The sequence below is a fragment of the Pseudazoarcus sp. NS36 genome (assembly GCF_059703705.1).
Window position 1 is genome coordinate 53,680 of the sequence record NZ_BAAKJA010000006.1, and the last position, 15,471, is coordinate 69,150.

At 66.7% G+C, this 15,471-nt stretch carries 18 protein-coding genes; 14 read left to right on the forward strand and 4 right to left on the reverse strand.

What is annotated here, in order from left to right:
• Positions 1-109 precede the first annotated feature (109 nt).
• From ftsY to ftsX, 3 genes are read left to right on the forward strand one after another with little or no spacing between them, the layout of a single operon-like run.
• Positions 110-1,138: a signal recognition particle-docking protein FtsY gene (gene ftsY / locus AC6H0R_RS10505; RefSeq protein WP_497581320.1), complete on the forward strand. Its 1,029-nt coding sequence runs from the start codon at positions 110-112 to the stop codon at positions 1,136-1,138.
• A complete protein-coding gene (locus AC6H0R_RS10510; protein WP_497581321.1) occupies positions 1,135-1,800 on the forward strand; it encodes a cell division ATP-binding protein FtsE in 666 nt (221 codons plus the stop codon). The genes ftsY and AC6H0R_RS10510 overlap by 4 nt, the downstream gene beginning before the upstream one ends.
• On the forward strand, positions 1,797-2,699 hold the full coding sequence (ftsX, locus tag AC6H0R_RS10515) for a permease-like cell division protein FtsX (protein WP_497581322.1): 903 nt from the start codon (positions 1,797-1,799) through the stop codon (positions 2,697-2,699). Before AC6H0R_RS10510 ends, ftsX begins: the two co-directional genes overlap by 4 nt.
• Before the next feature lie 4 nt (positions 2,700-2,703).
• Here the strand turns inward: ftsX and AC6H0R_RS10520 are convergent, their stop codons facing one another.
• Positions 2,704-3,489, reverse strand: a complete 786-nt coding sequence (locus AC6H0R_RS10520) for an ion transporter (RefSeq protein WP_497581323.1) — start codon at positions 3,487-3,489, stop codon at positions 2,704-2,706.
• A gap of 130 nt (positions 3,490-3,619) precedes the next feature.
• Here AC6H0R_RS10520 and tadA point away from each other — a divergent pair, with 130 nt between their 5' ends.
• From tadA to AC6H0R_RS10535, 3 genes are read left to right on the forward strand one after another with little or no spacing between them, the layout of a single operon-like run.
• Positions 3,620-4,087 (forward strand): tRNA adenosine(34) deaminase TadA, encoded by a 468-nt coding sequence (gene tadA / locus AC6H0R_RS10525; protein WP_497581324.1) that lies wholly within the window; start codon positions 3,620-3,622, stop codon positions 4,085-4,087.
• Entirely contained in the window at positions 4,087-4,566 is a 480-nt protein-coding gene (locus AC6H0R_RS10530) for a L,D-transpeptidase family protein (protein ID WP_497581325.1), read from the forward strand. The genes tadA and AC6H0R_RS10530 overlap by 1 nt, the downstream gene beginning before the upstream one ends.
• Complete coding sequence (locus tag AC6H0R_RS10535; protein WP_497581326.1) at positions 4,559-4,990, forward strand: GNAT family N-acetyltransferase; 432 nt, start codon at positions 4,559-4,561, stop codon at positions 4,988-4,990. Before AC6H0R_RS10530 ends, AC6H0R_RS10535 begins: the two co-directional genes overlap by 8 nt.
• A 25-nt stretch (positions 4,991-5,015) precedes the next feature.
• Here AC6H0R_RS10535 and AC6H0R_RS10540 read toward each other — a convergent pair whose 3' ends face one another.
• Genes AC6H0R_RS10540 through ygfZ form a run of 3 tightly spaced genes read right to left on the reverse strand, consistent with a single transcriptional unit; the run spans position 5,016 to position 7,098 of the window.
• Positions 5,016-5,798 carry an NRDE family protein gene (locus AC6H0R_RS10540; RefSeq protein ID WP_497581327.1) on the reverse strand — a complete coding sequence of 261 codons (783 nt, stop codon included), beginning with the start codon at positions 5,796-5,798 and terminating at the stop codon, positions 5,016-5,018.
• Positions 5,789-6,088 carry a DUF4936 family protein gene (locus tag AC6H0R_RS10545; RefSeq protein ID WP_497581328.1) on the reverse strand — a complete coding sequence of 100 codons (300 nt, stop codon included), beginning with the start codon at positions 6,086-6,088 and terminating at the stop codon, positions 5,789-5,791. The genes AC6H0R_RS10540 and AC6H0R_RS10545 overlap by 10 nt, the downstream gene beginning before the upstream one ends.
• Positions 6,085-7,098 (reverse strand): CAF17-like 4Fe-4S cluster assembly/insertion protein YgfZ, encoded by a 1,014-nt coding sequence (ygfZ, locus tag AC6H0R_RS10550; protein ID WP_497581329.1) that lies wholly within the window; start codon positions 7,096-7,098, stop codon positions 6,085-6,087. The genes AC6H0R_RS10545 and ygfZ overlap by 4 nt, the downstream gene beginning before the upstream one ends.
• A gap of 93 nt (positions 7,099-7,191) precedes the next feature.
• Between ygfZ and mltG the strand changes: the two genes are divergently transcribed.
• From mltG to AC6H0R_RS10590, 8 genes are all read left to right on the forward strand, one after another.
• Entirely contained in the window at positions 7,192-8,190 is a 999-nt protein-coding gene (gene mltG / locus AC6H0R_RS10555; RefSeq protein ID WP_497581330.1) for an endolytic transglycosylase MltG, read from the forward strand.
• Entirely contained in the window at positions 8,187-8,816 is a 630-nt protein-coding gene (tmk, locus tag AC6H0R_RS10560) for a dTMP kinase (RefSeq protein ID WP_497581331.1), read from the forward strand. Before mltG ends, tmk begins: the two co-directional genes overlap by 4 nt.
• Positions 8,813-9,832 (forward strand): DNA polymerase III subunit delta', encoded by a 1,020-nt coding sequence (holB, locus tag AC6H0R_RS10565; protein WP_497581332.1) that lies wholly within the window; start codon positions 8,813-8,815, stop codon positions 9,830-9,832. Before tmk ends, holB begins: the two co-directional genes overlap by 4 nt.
• Complete coding sequence (locus AC6H0R_RS10570) at positions 9,829-10,194, forward strand: PilZ domain-containing protein (RefSeq protein ID WP_497581333.1); 366 nt, start codon at positions 9,829-9,831, stop codon at positions 10,192-10,194. Before holB ends, AC6H0R_RS10570 begins: the two co-directional genes overlap by 4 nt.
• Positions 10,195-10,218: 24 nt before the next feature.
• Positions 10,219-10,998: a TatD family hydrolase gene (locus AC6H0R_RS10575; RefSeq protein ID WP_497581334.1), complete on the forward strand. Its 780-nt coding sequence runs from the start codon at positions 10,219-10,221 to the stop codon at positions 10,996-10,998.
• Entirely contained in the window at positions 10,976-11,641 is a 666-nt protein-coding gene (locus AC6H0R_RS10580) for an ankyrin repeat domain-containing protein (RefSeq protein ID WP_497581335.1), read from the forward strand. The genes AC6H0R_RS10575 and AC6H0R_RS10580 overlap by 23 nt, the downstream gene beginning before the upstream one ends.
• 67 nt (positions 11,642-11,708) lie before the next feature.
• Positions 11,709-12,881: a M20 aminoacylase family protein gene (locus AC6H0R_RS10585; protein ID WP_497581336.1), complete on the forward strand. Its 1,173-nt coding sequence runs from the start codon at positions 11,709-11,711 to the stop codon at positions 12,879-12,881.
• Between the two features lie 32 nt (positions 12,882-12,913).
• Positions 12,914-15,412 (forward strand): ABC transporter permease, encoded by a 2,499-nt coding sequence (locus tag AC6H0R_RS10590; RefSeq protein WP_497581337.1) that lies wholly within the window; start codon positions 12,914-12,916, stop codon positions 15,410-15,412.
• Positions 15,413-15,471 lie beyond the last annotated feature (59 nt).

Below are 15,471 nucleotides of genomic sequence, written 5' to 3' on the forward strand. Positions count from 1 at the left end.
TTTTCGGGCTTGCTGTGGCAGGCCCGAAACCGGCGCGGCGCTGCATCTTAGCGCCATCATGGCCGGCATGCCTGCCCGGCAGCAATCGTCCCTAGAGACTCGACGCCTGATGTTTGGTTTCCTGAAGAAGTCCTCCCGCCCCGACACCGATGCGCCCGAGCCCGTTGTGCCGGAGTCGCCGGCGCCGGAAGAAACGAGTGTGGCCGTGGCCGCTTCGACAGCGCCCAGACCCTCGTGGTCCGATCGTCTCAAGGCCGGCCTGTCGCGTACCCGCGGCAACATCGCCGGCCTGTTCGGCCTGCGCGGTATCGACGAGGAGTTGTTCGAGGACCTCGAAGCCACGCTGCTGATGGCGGACTGCGGCGTCGAGGCCACCCAGTTCCTGATTGATGCGCTGCGCCAACGCTGGAAGCGCAACGAGCTCGCCAACGCCGACGAATTGCGCGATGCGCTGGCCGAGTTGCTGCGTGAGCTGCTCGCGCCGCTTGAGGCGCCGCTCGATGTTTCGGACCATTCGCCCTTCATCATCATGATTGCCGGGGTCAACGGCGCCGGCAAGACCACCTCCATCGGCAAGCTCGCCAAGCATTTCCAGGCGCAGGGTAAGAGCGTGTTGCTGGCAGCCGGCGACACCTTCCGCGCCGCGGCGCGCGAACAGCTCGAAACCTGGGGCGAGCGCAACGGCGTGACCGTGATCGCGCAGGATCAGGGCGATTCCGCCGCCGTCATTTTTGACGCCGTGAATGCCGCCCGTGCGCGCGGCATCGATGTCGTGCTGGCCGACACGGCCGGCCGCCTGCCGACGCAGCTGCACCTGATGGAAGAAATCGCCAAGGTGCGCCGCGTCATCGCCAAGGCGCTGCCCGATGCTCCGCACGAAGTGCTGCTGGTGCTTGATGGCAACATCGGCCAGAACGCGCTGGCGCAGGTCAAGGCCTTCGATGCCGCCATCGGCGTCACCGGGCTGGTGCTGACCAAACTCGACGGTACGGCCAAGGGCGGCATCGTCGCGGCAATCGCGCGTCAGCATCCCAAGCCGCTGCGCTTCATCGGCGTGGGCGAGGGCATCGACGACCTGCAGCCCTTCCGTGTCGAGGAGTTCGTGGATGCGCTGATTTCGCGCGGTGCCGGCGCATGATCGTTTTCGACGAGGTCGTCAAACGCTATCCGGGCGACTACGTCGGTCTGGGCGGCGTCAGCTTCACCATCCGCCACGGCGAACTGGTAGTGCTGTCGGGCCATTCCGGTGCCGGCAAAAGCACGCTGCTGAAAATGATCCCGGCCATCGAGCGGCCCAGTTCTGGCGTGGTCAGCATCAACGGGCAGGATGTCTCGCGTCTGCGTGCTTCGGCCATTCCCTATCTGCGTCGCAACCTCGGCCTGGTGCTGCAGGAGAGCCGCCTGCTGTACGACCGCAGCGTCTTCGACAACGTCATGCTGCCGCTGGTGATTACCGGCCAGTCCTCGCGTGACGCCGCGCGGCGGGTTGCAGCGGCGCTCGAGCGCGTCGGCCTGGCCGGGCGCGAGCGCGAGATGCCGGCCGGCCTGTCCGGCGGCGAACAGCAGCGCGTGGCCATTGCGCGCGCCATCGTCAACCGTCCGTCCATCCTGATCGCCGACGAGCCGACCGCGCATCTGGATGCGGCCTACGCGCGTGAGATCGCGGCGCTGTTCAAATCCTTCAACGAGGCCGGTGTGACCATTCTGGTGTCGACCCACGACGAGCGCCTGTTCATGGAATGGCGCCCGCGCCGGCTGGTGCTGGGCAAGGGCTTGCTGGTAAGGGATCTGGCGGCATGAACAATTGGTTCCATCTGCACGCCCACGCCATCGGTATCGCCGTGCGCCGTCTTGCGCGCCAACCGGTCGGTACGCTGCTCTCCGCGCTGGTGGTGGGGATTGCCTTGTCGCTGCCGGCGGCCGGCTATCTGCTGCTCGACAACGTGGCGTCGCTGGCGCGAGGGGTATCGGGCTCGCCGGAACTGAGTCTGTTCCTGTCGAACGAAGCCTCGCGCGCCGACATTGCCGACATGGACAAGCGTCTTGGCGCGGACGGCGATGTGGCGAGCTACGTGTTCGTCTCGCGCGACGAGGCCATGCGGCAACTGGAACGCAGCGGCCTGGGCGACGTGCTGGGCGGGCTGGCCGCCAATCCCTTGCCGGATGCCTTTGTGATCACGCCGGCCGCAGCCGATCCGGACCTGTATCAGACGCTGCTGGCGCGTTTTGGCGGGTGGGACAAGGTCGAGCACGTGCAGCTCGATTCGGCCTGGGTCGAGCGTCTGCATGCGCTGCTTGAACTGGGCAAATCGTCGGTGCTGCTGCTGGCGCTGTTGCTCGGTATCGCGCTGGTAATCGTGACCTTCAACACCATCCGCCTGCAGATCCTGACGCAGCGCCACGAGATTGACGTGAGCCGTCTGCTCGGCGCCACCGACCCCTTCATCCGTCGGCCGTTCTACTGGTTCGGGAGCCTGCAGGGGTTGCTCGGCGGTGTCGTGGCGCTGATCACCGTATGGATCGCGGTGCATGCACTGGCTGCGCCCGTGGAAGGGCTGGCGGCAACCTACGGCGCGGTGTTTGCGCTGACCGGTCCGGGGCTGCCGGACAGCCTCGCATTGCTGGCGTTTGCCGCACTGCTGGGCTGGTGTGGCAGCGAACTGTCGGTGCGTCGCCACCTGCGCGAAAAACTCAGCTGACGGCTTAGCTGCGCTCCTTGCGCAGCGCGGCAATCTCTTCGCGCAGCGTGCGCATCTGCTCCATCATTTCGTCGTGGTCGGCCTTGACCAGCGCGCGGGTCTGTTCCCCCTCGGCATGGTCGGTGGTGTTCATCGCATCCACGACGATGGCGATGAACAGGTTCAACACCGCGAAGGTCGTGATCAGGATGAAGGTCACGAAGAACACCCACGCCAGCGGATAGACCTCCATCACCGGCCGGACGATGCCCATCGACCAGGATTCGAGCGTCATCACCTGGAACAGCGTGTAGAACGACGCCCCGATGCTGCCGAACCACTCCGGGAAGCTGTTGGCGAAGAGTTTGGTCGCCATCACCGCCGCGACGTAGAACACCAGCAACAGCAGCATCAGCACCGAGGTCATGCCGGGGATGGCGCGCAGCAGGGCATTGACGACCTTGCGCATCGACGGCACCACCGACACCAGCCGTAGCGCCCGCAGGATGCGCAGTGCGCGCAGTACCGACAGGCCTTCACCGGTCGGCAGCAGGGTGACGGCGACGACCAGGAAGTCGAACACGTTCCAGCCGCTGCGGAAGAAGTTGTGGCGGTACACCACCAGCTTGAGCACGATCTCGACGACAAACACCGCCAGCGCGGCGCGGTCGAGCAGGACCAGCAGCCCGCCGGCCGAGGTCATCACCGTGGCCGAGGTTTCAAGCCCCAGCGTGATCGCATTGATCACGATCACGGCGATCACGAAATTCTGGAAAGAGGACGATTCTACGAAGCGTTGTAGGGCGTTCATCGCAGCTCAAAGAATTGGAAACGGGGAGCGATTCTATGTCAGGGCGGCGGCAGGAATTGCAAGCATGCGTGCCGGGGAGGGCAAATTCGTCCGGGACCAGTACACTTGCGCCATCCTCCGGAGACAGCAGATGAGCAGTGACGAGATCTTCATGCAGGCCGCGCTGGAGCAGGCGCGTCTGGCCGGACAATGCGGCGAAGTGCCAGTGGGTGCGGTGGTGGTGCTCGATGGCGAGATCGTCGGGCGCGGCTTCAATCAGCCGATCCGTGGTCACGACCCGACTGCGCACGCCGAGGTGATGGCGCTGCGTGACGCCGGAGCGCGGCTGGGCAATTACCGCTTGCCGGGGTGCACGCTGTACGTGACGCTGGAGCCGTGTGCGATGTGCTCGGGTGCGATCATGCATGCGCGCGTTGCCCGCGTGGTGTTCGGTGCGCGCGACCCCAAGACCGGCGTGGCCGGCAGCGTGATCGACCTGTATGCCGAGAAGCGTCTCAACCACCACGCCGAGATCGTTGGCGGGGTGCTGGCCGACGAGTGCGGGGCCTTGTTGAGCGGTTTTTTTGCGGCCCGGCGCAACAAGACACAGGTGGTGTGATGCGTATCGAAATCAGTATTCCAGAGCAGGCCTTGCGCCTGTTCGATGAGGGCGGTGCCTGTCTGCGTACATGGTCGGTGTCCACCGCCGCCAATGGCGCGGGCGAGCAAGAGGGCAGCAATTGCACGCCGCGCGGGCAGCATGTGATCCGCGCGCGCATCGGCGCTGGCGCGCCGGCCGGCGCGGTGTTCCGCGGGCGGCGCCCGACCGGAGAAGTGTGGTCTCCCGAGCTGGCGGCGCGGCACCCGGATCGCGACTGGATTCTCAGCCGCATCCTGTGGCTGTCGGGCTGCGAGCCGGGCTTCAACCGGCTTGGCGAGGTCGACAGCATGCGCCGCTACATCTACATCCACGGCACCCCCAACGATCAGCCCATGGGCGTGCCGCTCTCGCACGGCTGCGTGCGCATGCGCAACGCCGACGTGATCGAGCTGTTCGAGCGCGTGCCGGTCGGCACCGAAGTCCTCATTCATGAGTGAAACGCACCTGTCGCTGTGCGACTGGGCGCAGGCCGAAGCGCGCGCGATGCCGCTGCGCATCGAGGTCTTCGTGCATGAGCAGGGCGTGCCGCCGGAAATGGAGCTGGACGAATTCGACACCGTTTCGCTGCATGTGGTGTGTGAGGCCGGCGGGCGCGTGATCGGCACGGGGCGTCTGTTGCCGGATGGTCATATCGGGCGTCTGGCGGTAGCGCAGGACTGGCGCGGCCGTGGTGTCGGGGGGCACATGCTGGAAGCTCTGGTGGCCGAGGCCGCCCGGCGCGGGCTGGCCGAAGCGGTGCTGCATGCGCAGGTACAGGCCGAGGCCTTCTATGCCCGGCACGGTTTTGTAGCGGAAGGGGCGGAGTTCGACGAGGCCGGTATCGCGCATCGCGTGATGCGACGCGCCTTGTGCCCGGCGTGAGGCGGATGTGGGGCGCCGGAGCGCTTCAGTCCTCGTCCTGCGGCGGCAGCGTCATGTGAAAGTCATGGCTGACCTCGCCGGCCAGTTCGGCCTCTTCATTCCAGGTCAGTTCACGCAACCGTGCCGCCCCGTCGCGCCGCACGAACAGCAAGGTAGAGCTACGCGTGCCGTAGCCGGGCGCCCGCACGAACACGGGTGACATCAGCCGTTCCCACTCCAGGCTCAGGCCGGTGGAGGGCAGTTTCGGGTCCGGCGCGGGCTGCTTGTCGAGCAACAGATCCAGAAAGGCGTCGTCGGTCTGCGGGCCGTCCAGTGCGGCGATGAAACGCTGGCGCGCCAGTTCGACCTTGGGCCAGGGCGTGTCGAGCAGATGATTGGACAGCGCATATACGCCGGGGTCGAGGATGCGGCTGCGGCCTGCTGCGCTCTCATGGATGCCCAGGCTGCGCCCGTCGCTTACGAACAGGTTGAAGTCGGTGTAGTGCGAAGCCACGCTGGAAACGTGGCTCAGTACCGAGCGCGTCTGCGCGATGCCGGTCAGCGCCTCGCGCACCAGCGCGCCGCGGGAGGGGCCGTGCGAGCGTTGCAGCGCGGGGTTGCGGTAGTTGGTCAGTGCTGCGAAACGCCCGTCACGTGTCGCGCCCAGCCAGGTTCCGAGGCTGGTCAGGTCGCGCCCGGCGAGCAGCTTGGGCTCGTCCTCCCATCGGTGCGCAGGCGCGGTCGGGCGCTCGAAATGTTCGTCGCGGTTGGCCGCAACGATTAGCGGGTAGTCCGGGTGGGTATGCCAGCCGACGACGATCAGACACATGTAAAGCGTTCCACGTGGCGTGCAGTTCCGCGCTGGACCAGTGCGTCCAGTCCGCAGCTTGCAACGGCCGCCTCCAGTGCGGCCTCAAAGGCGGGAGCGTCGGTGACGCCGGTATAGATTTCCATCAGGGTGTTTGCGTCGTCGCGCCGCTGCAGCAGACGGCCGCGGATGCCGCTGCGGGTGGCCAGCGTCTGCTGCATGGCGTGGGCGCGCTCGACGGCGGCGTCGACGTCGTCCACGCGGTAATAGATATACAGCTCGATCACCGATGAAGGCGCCGTAAAGCTCATGTCAGCGCGTAGGGCAGCGGCAGGAAGCTGATCTGCGGCCCGTCCGGTCCGCCCAGCCGGGCTTCGCCAGCCTCTGCGCAGCTGATCTGCAGCACGGCCAGCGCTTCGAAGCCGCCTTGCGCTGCAGGCGCAATGTTGACCAGCTTGCCGGCGGATTGATCTCCGAAGCCGGGGGTGTAGAGGTCTTCCCCCGCGTCCGGCGCCGGGCCGGATGGCACGTGCACGCGATACATGCGCTTCTTCAGTTTGCCGAGGTACTGCGTGCGGGCGACGATTTCCTGCCCCGGATAGCAGCCCTTGTTGAAGCTCACGCCGCCGATCAGCTCGAAGTTGAGCATCTGCGGCACGAACTCCTCCTGCGTGGCCGCGGTGATCAGCGGCAGGCCGGCGTGGATCATGGCGAGTTGCCACTGGTCGGTTCCGGCGGGCCGGGCGCCGGCATCGCGCAGGCGCAGCCACAGCGCAGGGGCGTGCTCGGCATCGGCGATCAGCACGTAGTTGTCGCCCTGGATGCGGATGCAGCGCACGCCGTCGGCAATGCTCTGGCGCATGGCCTCGGCCGGCACGGCAATGCCGGCGGCGGTCAGCACCTCGGCGGTCTGCGCGCCGCACAGGCCGATCAGCGCGACATCGTCGAGCGTCAGCTTGACCTTGCTGCGCAGCACGTACATCGACAGGCGCTTGAGGATGGCGGGCGCGATGTCGGCCGACAGCACGATGCCGTAGCCGTCCAGGTCGCGATGCATCAACAGGCTTGCCAGCATGCGGCCCTTGGGCGTGTTGAGGCTGTTCCAGGCGGCGCCGTCGGCGGCCAGGTGCTTGACGTCGTTCGACAGCAGGTTGTGCAGGAACTCGGAGGTGTCCGCGCCGCGGCTGCCGATGCAGGCCAGATGCCTCAAGGGCACGGCGTGGCAGCCGGCAGGGTCGACCGGGACGGCCGGGAAGTGCACGGCAAGTTCGGTGGTCTGGGCGCCTTCTTCGGCGAGGAATTCGTTCCAGGGTTGGGTCATGGCTCGGTCGGGGGAGTGGCAACGTCGATGCAGTATTATACGGGCCGCTGCAAAGCGCCATGTTTGCCGTCCCTCAGACCTGTTTCCGATCCGATGAAGACCTTGCTGCTGCGAATTCTCCTGTGCGTGTCGATCGTCGTCGCTGCTCTTGTTGCGGCCGGCGGGTGGTATGCGCAGCGTCCGCTGACGCTGTCGGCGCCGGTCAATTTCGAGGTCGAGCGCGGCTTCACCATGCGCCAGGCCGCGCGTGCGGCGCATGCTGCAGGTGTGCCGGTCTCGCTCGATGCGCTGTACTGGATCGCGCGACTCACGGGCAAGGCTGGGCGCATTGTTGCCGGCGGGTATGAGGTCACGTCGGGCATGTCGGCGCTTGAGGTGGTCGATCGGCTCCATCGTGGCGAAGTCGCTCACGCCGAAGTGCGCCTGATCGAAGGCTGGAATTTCCGGCAGTTCCGTGCGGCACTCGAATCCCATGAGTGGGTCCGGCCCGACACCCGCGGCATGACCGAAGCCGAACTGCTTCAGGCGGCCGGGATTGATGAGGCGCACCCGGAAGGCCTGTTCTTCCCGGATACCTACCGTTTTCCGCGCTTCTCGACGTCCAGTTCGGTGTTGCGCATGGCCTATGCGGCCATGCAGCGGCATCTGGCCGATGCATGGGCCGCGCGTGATCCCGATCTGCCGCTGGAGTCTCCCTACGAGGCGCTGATTCTGGCGTCGATCATCGAGAAGGAAACCGGTCGGCCCGACGAACGCGGGCTGGTCGCTTCGGTGTTTGCCAACCGGCTGCGCATCGGCATGCGGCTGCAGACCGATCCGACCGTGATCTACGGCTACGGCGAGGCCTTCGAGGGACGCTTGCGCCGCCGCCACCTCGATACCGACCACGAGTACAACACCTATACCCGTAGCGGCCTGCCGCCGACGCCGATCGCGATGCCGGGGCGGGCGTCGTTGATGGCGGCGGTGCGGCCCGAATCATCCGAGTATTTCTATTTCGTTGCGCGGGGGGATGGCAGCAGCCAGTTCTCGCGTACGCTGACCGAGCACAATCGGGCAGTGAACATCCATATCCGGGGGATCGGGCAGTGAGTGCATCGGACGCGCGCGGACGTTTCATCACCTTCGAAGGCATCGACGGCGCGGGCAAGAGCACGCAGATCGCCGCAGTCGTGGCGCTGCTGCAGGCGCGCGGCATTGAGGTTGAACAGAGTCGCGAGCCCGGCGGCACACCGCTGGGCGAGCGCCTGCGCGAACTGCTGCTGCACGAGCCCATGCATCTGGAAACCGAAGCCATGCTGATGTTCGCGGCGCGGCGCGAGCACCTGGCTGCCCGCATCCTGCCGGCGCTGGCGGCAGGGCGCTGGGTGGTGTGCGACCGCTTCTCGGACGCGACCTACGCCTACCAGGTGGGCGGGCGCGGCCTGGATGCGGCCAAATTCGCCGCCCTGGAAGCCTGGGTGCACCCCGGCCTGCAGCCTGATCTGACGCTGGTGTTCGACCTCGATCCCGCAGTGGCCGCGGCGCGTGTGGCCGCCACCGGCGCGGCACCCGACCGCTTCGAGCGTGAGCAACGCGATTTCTTCGAGCGCGTGCGCAACGCCTATCTGGCGCGTGCGCAGATCGCGCCGCAGCGTGTCTGCGTGATCTCCGCCGATCGCGCGCCGGAGGCCATCCGCGCCGAGGTCGAGGCCGTCGTGGCGGAGCGCTTGTTGTGATTCACGCCTGGCTCGTGGATACCTGGCAGCGCCTGCTCGCGCTGGGCGAGCGCCTGCCGCATGCGCTGCTGTTTGTCGGCCCGCCGGGCGTGGGCAAGCGAGATCTGGCCGAGGCGCTGGCGGCCCGCCTGCTGTGTCGCGCGCCGCGTGCCGATGGCGAAGCTTGCGGCGAATGCGCCGGCTGCGCGTTGCGGTTGTCCGGCAACCACCCCGATCTGATGCGCGTAGAACCGGCGGATGCCGGTGCCGATGCGGACGCCGAGCCCGACGCCAAGGGCCGCAAATCCTCGCAGATCGTCATCGACCAGATCCGCGACGTGCAGGAGGCGCTGACCGTTACCGGCCACCAGAGCTCGCGCCGTGTGGTCATCGTCGACCCGGCCGAGGCCATGAACGGCTTCACGGCCAACGCGCTACTCAAATTGCTCGAAGAGCCGCCGGCAGGCTGCGTGCTGATCCTGGTGTCGTCGGCGCCGCGCCGGCTGCTGCCGACCATCCGCAGCCGCTGTCAGCAGTGGTCTTTCGCCCGACCGCCGGCCGAACTGGTGGCCGCACGCGGCGCCGATGCGGCCCTGCTGGCGGTCACCGGCGGGCTGCCGCTGGCGGCCGAGCGGCTGGCCGACAAGGGCGCGGGCGACATGCTGGCGCGCTTCGTGCGCGATGTCTCGCGCCTGCCCGAGTCCGATCCGCTGACGCTGGCCGGGCAGTGGGAGAACTGGCTGCGCAGCAAGGAAGCTGCGTCGGCAGGTTTTGATGTGGTTGTGCTCACCGACTGGATGCAGCGTTGGGTCAGCGATCTGGCGGCCGTTGCGCTGGGCGGCGGCGCGCGCTTCTTTCCCGCGCAGATGTCGCTGCTGCAAAGGCTCGCCGGGCAGGCCGGTATCGCCGGTGCGTCAAGCTGTTACAATGATTTCGCGCGTATCCGAAGGGTCGCGCAGCATCCGCTGAATCTGCGGCTGATGCTCGAAGACATGCTATTGCGCTATGCGCGCGTCGTGAGCGGAGCAAGGTCATGAGCGAACCGGCAATTCCCGGGGGCGCACGCCCCAGCGTCCTGTCGATGAACATCAACTCGAAGTCGGCGCTGTACGCGGCCTACATCCCGTTCTTCGTGAACGGCGGCATCTTTGTGCCGACACCGAAGAGCTACAAGATCGGCGACGAGGTCTTCGTCTTGCTTCAGTTGATGGATGACCCGACCAAGCATGCGGTCGCGGCCACCGTTGCCTGGGTCACGCCGGGCGGCGCCCAGGGCGGCAAGACCCAGGGCGTTGGTCTGCACTTTGCCGGTGACGAAGCAGGCAAAGGGCTGCGCAGCCGCATCGAGACGGTGCTGGCCGGTCTGGTGGGCACTAACCGCCCGACGCATACCCTCTGAGTTTTCTTTTCCCGGCGGTTGCCGATGTTTGTTGATTCCCACTGCCATCTGGATTTTCCCGAGCTTGCCGAGCGCGAGGACGACATCGTTGCGGCGATGCGTGCCAACGACGTTCGACAGGCGCTGTGCATCTCGGTCACGCTGGAAAACTTTCCGCGCGTGCTGGCCGTTGCCGAGCGCCACGAGGGGTTTTACGCCACGGTTGGCGTGCACCCCGACAACCTCGATGTGGACGAGCCGGACGTGGCTCGTTTGGTGGCGCTGGCCGATCATCCCAAGATCGTCGCCATCGGCGAGACCGGACTCGATTACCACTGGCACAAGGATGAGCCCGAGTGGCAGCGCGAGCGCTTCCGCACTCACATCCGGGCTGCGCGTGAGACCGGCAAGCCGCTGGTGATTCACACCCGTTCGTCGGCTGCCGACACCTTGCGGCTGATGCGCGAAGAGCGCGCCGACGAAGTGGGCGGCGTGATGCACTGTTTCACCGAAACGCGCGAGGTGGCCGCAGCAGCGCTTGATCTTGGCTTCTATATTTCGTTTTCCGGCATCGTCACCTTCAAGAACGCGGTTGAATTGAAGGAAGTGGCGCGCATGGTGCCGCTCGATCGCATGCTGATCGAAACCGATTCACCGTATCTCGCGCCCGTGCCGCACCGCGGACGCACCAACGAGCCCGCCTGGGTGGTGCATGTTGCCGAAGAGATCGCACGTTTGCGCGACGATTCGGTCGACTGCATTGCCAATGCAACCCGCGACAACTTTTTCAGGCTTTTCAGACATGCAGAACCGCTTCAGTCCTAAACGTTTTGGTCTTCTGCTGGCTGCCAGTCTGCTGCTCGGCAGCACCGGCGCGCTGGCCGGCAGTTACGAGGATTCGCTCGACGCCGCCCGCCTGGGCCGGGTCAGCCAGCTCTCCAATCTGCTCGATCGTGGCATCGACCCCGATACCGTGGATGCCTTCAACAACAGCTTGCTCATCATCGCCGCGCGCGAAAACCACCCGGCCGTGGTCGAGCTGCTGGTCACCCGTGGCGCGCGCATCTCGTACCGCAACGAAGCGGGCGATTCGGCCTTGATGCTGGCCGCCTTGCGCGGCAATTACGACATCGTGCTGCGCCTGCTCGATGCCGGTGTCGAGGTCGATCACGAAGGCTGGACGGCACTCATGTACGCCGCTTTCGAGGGGCATGCAGACGTTGTCGATCTGCTTGTTCGCGCCGGCTCCAACGTCGACGCAGAGGCCCCGAATGGCGGCACGGCCTTGATGTTCGCCGCGCGTAACGGCCACATCGAGGTCGTGCGTCGCCTGCTCGAAACCGACGCCGATCTCAAGCGTGAGAGTGATCGCGGCTATACCGCCGTGACCTGGGCCGAGGAGAACGGGCACACGGTCATTGCCGGGATGGTGCGCGACGCCATCGCCGCCCGCGCGGGCAAGCCGTAAGGCGCTCTGCGCTGCGGCAGGCGGCCAGCAGCCAGGGCCGCCGTTTCATCGTTTTCCGGAGGTTCCCATGACAGTCATCGAAGCGCTGCGCGGCGATCAGCCTCGCTATGCGCAAATCCGCCAGGACATTCACGCCCACCCCGAGCTGGCCTATGCCGAGCACCGCACCGCGGATCTGGTGGCACGGCATCTGGAAGCGCTGGGCATCGAGACGCATCGTGGCATCGGGGGTACCGGTGTAGTTGGCGTATTGCGCGCCGGCAGCGGCGCCCGCGCCATCGGCCTGCGTGCCGACATGGACGCGCTGCCGATGCAGGAGCACAACGAGTTCGCCCACCGCTCTACCCACGACGGCTGCATGCACGCCTGCGGCCATGACGGCCACACCACCATGTTGCTGGCTGCCGCCGAAGCGCTGGCGAAGCATCCGGATTTCGATGGCACGGTGTATTTCGTTTTCCAGCCGGCCGAGGAGGGCATGGCCGGTGCCAAGGCCATGATCGACGACGGCATCTTCGACCGTTTCCCGATGGACGCCATCTTCGGCCTGCACAACTGGCCCGGCATGGAAGCCGGCCACTTCGCCGTGCATGACGGGCCGGTGATGGCCGCGGCCGACCGCTTCGACATCGAAGTCACGGGCATCGGCTGCCACGCCGCGATGCCGCATCTGGGGGTCGATCCTGTGGTTGCCGCGGCTGCCGTGGTGCAGGCCTTCCAGACCATTGCCGCGCGTACCGTCGATCCGCTCGACGCAGCCGTGGTGTCAACTACCATCTTCCAGGCCGGCAAGGCGCAGAACGTGATCCCGGATCGCGTCGAGATGGCTGGCACGGTGCGCACGTTCCGCGAGGAAGTGCGTGAGACCGTGCGCCGCCGCATGCAGGAGATCTGCGATGGTATCGGTGCGGCGCATGGCGTGAAGATCGCGCTGCATTACCGCGCCGGCTACCCGGCTACCGTCAATACCTCGGACGAGGCTGCGCTGTGCGCTGACGTGGCGCGCGCGCTGGTGGGCGCGGACCAGGTCACCACGGCCATGCGTCCGAGCATGGGTTCCGAGGATTTCGCCTTCTTCCTGCGCGAGAAGCCCGGCTGCTACGTGTGGCTCGGCAACGGGCCGGGCGAGGGCGGTTGCCTGCTGCATAACCCGCGCTACGACTTCAACGACGATCTGATCCCGGTCGGCGCCGCCTACTGGGTGGAGCTGGCTCGCCGCCTGCTCGCGGCGGCAACTTGAACCGTTCCCGTCCGGCCCGGTCGTAAGCCTCCATGAATACCTTGCGACTGGCCCTCCGCATGATGCTGCGCGACCTGCGAGCGGGCGAGTTGCATCTGCTCGGGTTGGCCATCGTCATCGCCGTGGCCAGCCTCACCAGCGTCGGTTTTCTGGCCGATCGCGTGGCTCACGGGCTGGATCGTGAGGCCAACCAGCTGCTCGGCGGCGATCTGTTGCTCGCAGCCGATCAGCCCTGGGGCGACGAGGTGCGTGAAGAGGCGCGCTCACGCGGGCTAGCACTGACCGAAACCGTGTTGTTCACCAGCATGGCCAGCACCGCGGAAGCGGCCGAACTGGCCGGCGTCAAGGTCGTCGGCGAAGGCTATCCGCTGCGCGGCGCGGTGCGTGTGGCGCCGGGGCCGAATCAGCCCGATGCAGTGGCCGAGGGCATTCCGGCGCGCGGCGAGCTGTGGCTGGACGAACGCATGTACGCGAGTCTGGGCGTGCAGACCGGTGATCTGGTCGGGCTCGGCATGCTCGAATTCCGGCTTGCCGGCATGGTCAGCTTCGAGTCCGACCGCGGCGCCAACTTCTTCAGCCTGCTGCCGCGCGTGATCTTCAATCTGGCGGACCTCGAGGACAGCGGCCTGATCGTCACCGGCAGCCGCGCCACCTACCGCCTGCACGTGGCGGGCGACCCGGCAGCCGTGGATGCCTTCGAGGCCTGGGCCACGCCACGTCTGGGGCGTGGCCAGAAACTCGAAACCATCGAAAATGCGCGCCCTGAAGTGCGTTCCGCGCTCGATCAGGCACAGCGCTTCCTGCGCCTGGCGGCGCTGCTGGCGGTCATCCTCGCGGCGGTGGCGGTGGGCTTGTCGGCGCGCCGCTTCATGCGTCGCCATCTCGATGCCTGCGCCGTCATGCGTTGCCTTGGCGCGCGGCAATCACGCGTGCTGCTCATCTTCGTCGGCGAGTTCGTGCTGTTTGGCGCGCTGGCTGCTTGCGTTGGTGCTGCGCTCGGCTGGCTGGTGCAGGCCACGCTGGGCGGGCTGCTGGCCTCGCTGATGCAACTGCGGCTGCCGGCACCGTCGATGCTGCCTTTGGCTCACGGCATTGCGGTGGGCATGGCCTTGCTGGTGGGTTTCGTGCTGCCGCAGTTGCTGCGTCTGCGCCGCGTGCCGACCCTGCGCGTGCTGCGCCGCGAACTGGGCGGGCTGGAGCCGGCCAGCGGCTCGGCCTGGCTGGCCGGTGCGGCGGTGTTGCTCGGGCTGATCTTCTGGATTGCCGGTGATCTGCGACTGGGCGCTTTTGTGGCGGCGGGTTTTGCGCTGGCGCTGGGTGTCTTTGCACTGGCTGCATGGGGCGTACTGCGCCTGCTGGGCCGGCTGCGTGGCAGCGGCGGTCTGGCCGGCGGCGGCTGGCGTTACGGGCTGGCGGCGCTGAATCGGCGCATGGCGGCCAGCGTGATCCAGGTCACTGCGCTGGGCTTGGGCATTGCGGCGCTGCTGTTGCTGACGCTGGTACGCGGTGATCTGGTCGAGAACTGGCAACAGAAGACGCCGGCGGACGCACCTAATCGCTTCGTCATCAATATTCAGCCCGACCAGCGGGCCGCGGTGGCGCAGCATTTTGTCGAAGCCGGGCTGGAAGCACCGGAAATTCTGCCGATGATTCGCGGCCGACTGGTGGCGATCAATGGCGAGGCGGTTGATCCCGACACCTATGCAGATGATCGCGCACAGCGCCTGGTCACGCGCGAGTTCAACCTCAGTCAGGGCAGCCGGCTGGCCGATGGCATCTCGATCACCGAGGGGCGCTGGCATGGCGATGCGGACGCGCCGCAATGGTCGGTCGAGCAGGGGCTGATGCGCACTCTCGGGCTGAAGCTGGGCGACGTGCTGCGCTACGACATCGCCGGGCGGCTGGTCGAGGGGCCGATCACCAGTGTGCGCAAGCTCGACTGGGATTCGATGCGCGTCAATTTCTTCGTGATCGCTGCCGACGGCATGCTCGATGGCGACCCCACCAGTCTGGTCAGCGCCTTCCATCTGTCGGAGGCTGATGCCCATGCCTTCACGGCCAGTCTGGTCAATGCCTTTCCCAACCTGTCGGTGATCGATGTGGCCGCGGTGCTGGCCCAGGTCGAGGAGATTACCGGCAAGCTGGTGCTGATCGTGCAGTTCGTGTTCGGCTTCGCGCTGCTGGCTGGCCTGGTGGTGCTGTACGCCGCGCTGCAATCGACGCATGACGAGCGCGACCACGAGCTGGCTGTGCTGCGCACGCTCGGCGCCCGCAACAAGCAGCTGATGCAGGCCATGGTTGCCGAATTCGCGGTGCTGGGCGGGGTGGCTGGCGTGCTGGCCGGTGCAGCAGCGAGCATGATCGGCTGGAGTCTGGCGCAGTTTGTCTTCCGTATGGAGTACGCACCGGACATGGCTGCGGTGATCATCGCCACGGCATGCGGAGGCCTCGGAGTGATGCTTGGCGGATGGCTTGGTACGCGCGGATTGTTGCATCGCCCCCCACTGGCCAGTCTGCGGGCTGCTATTTGAAGCAGGAAGCGCATTTCCGACTGGTGCGAGTGCAACAATCCGGAGTAGTCTGACGTCAT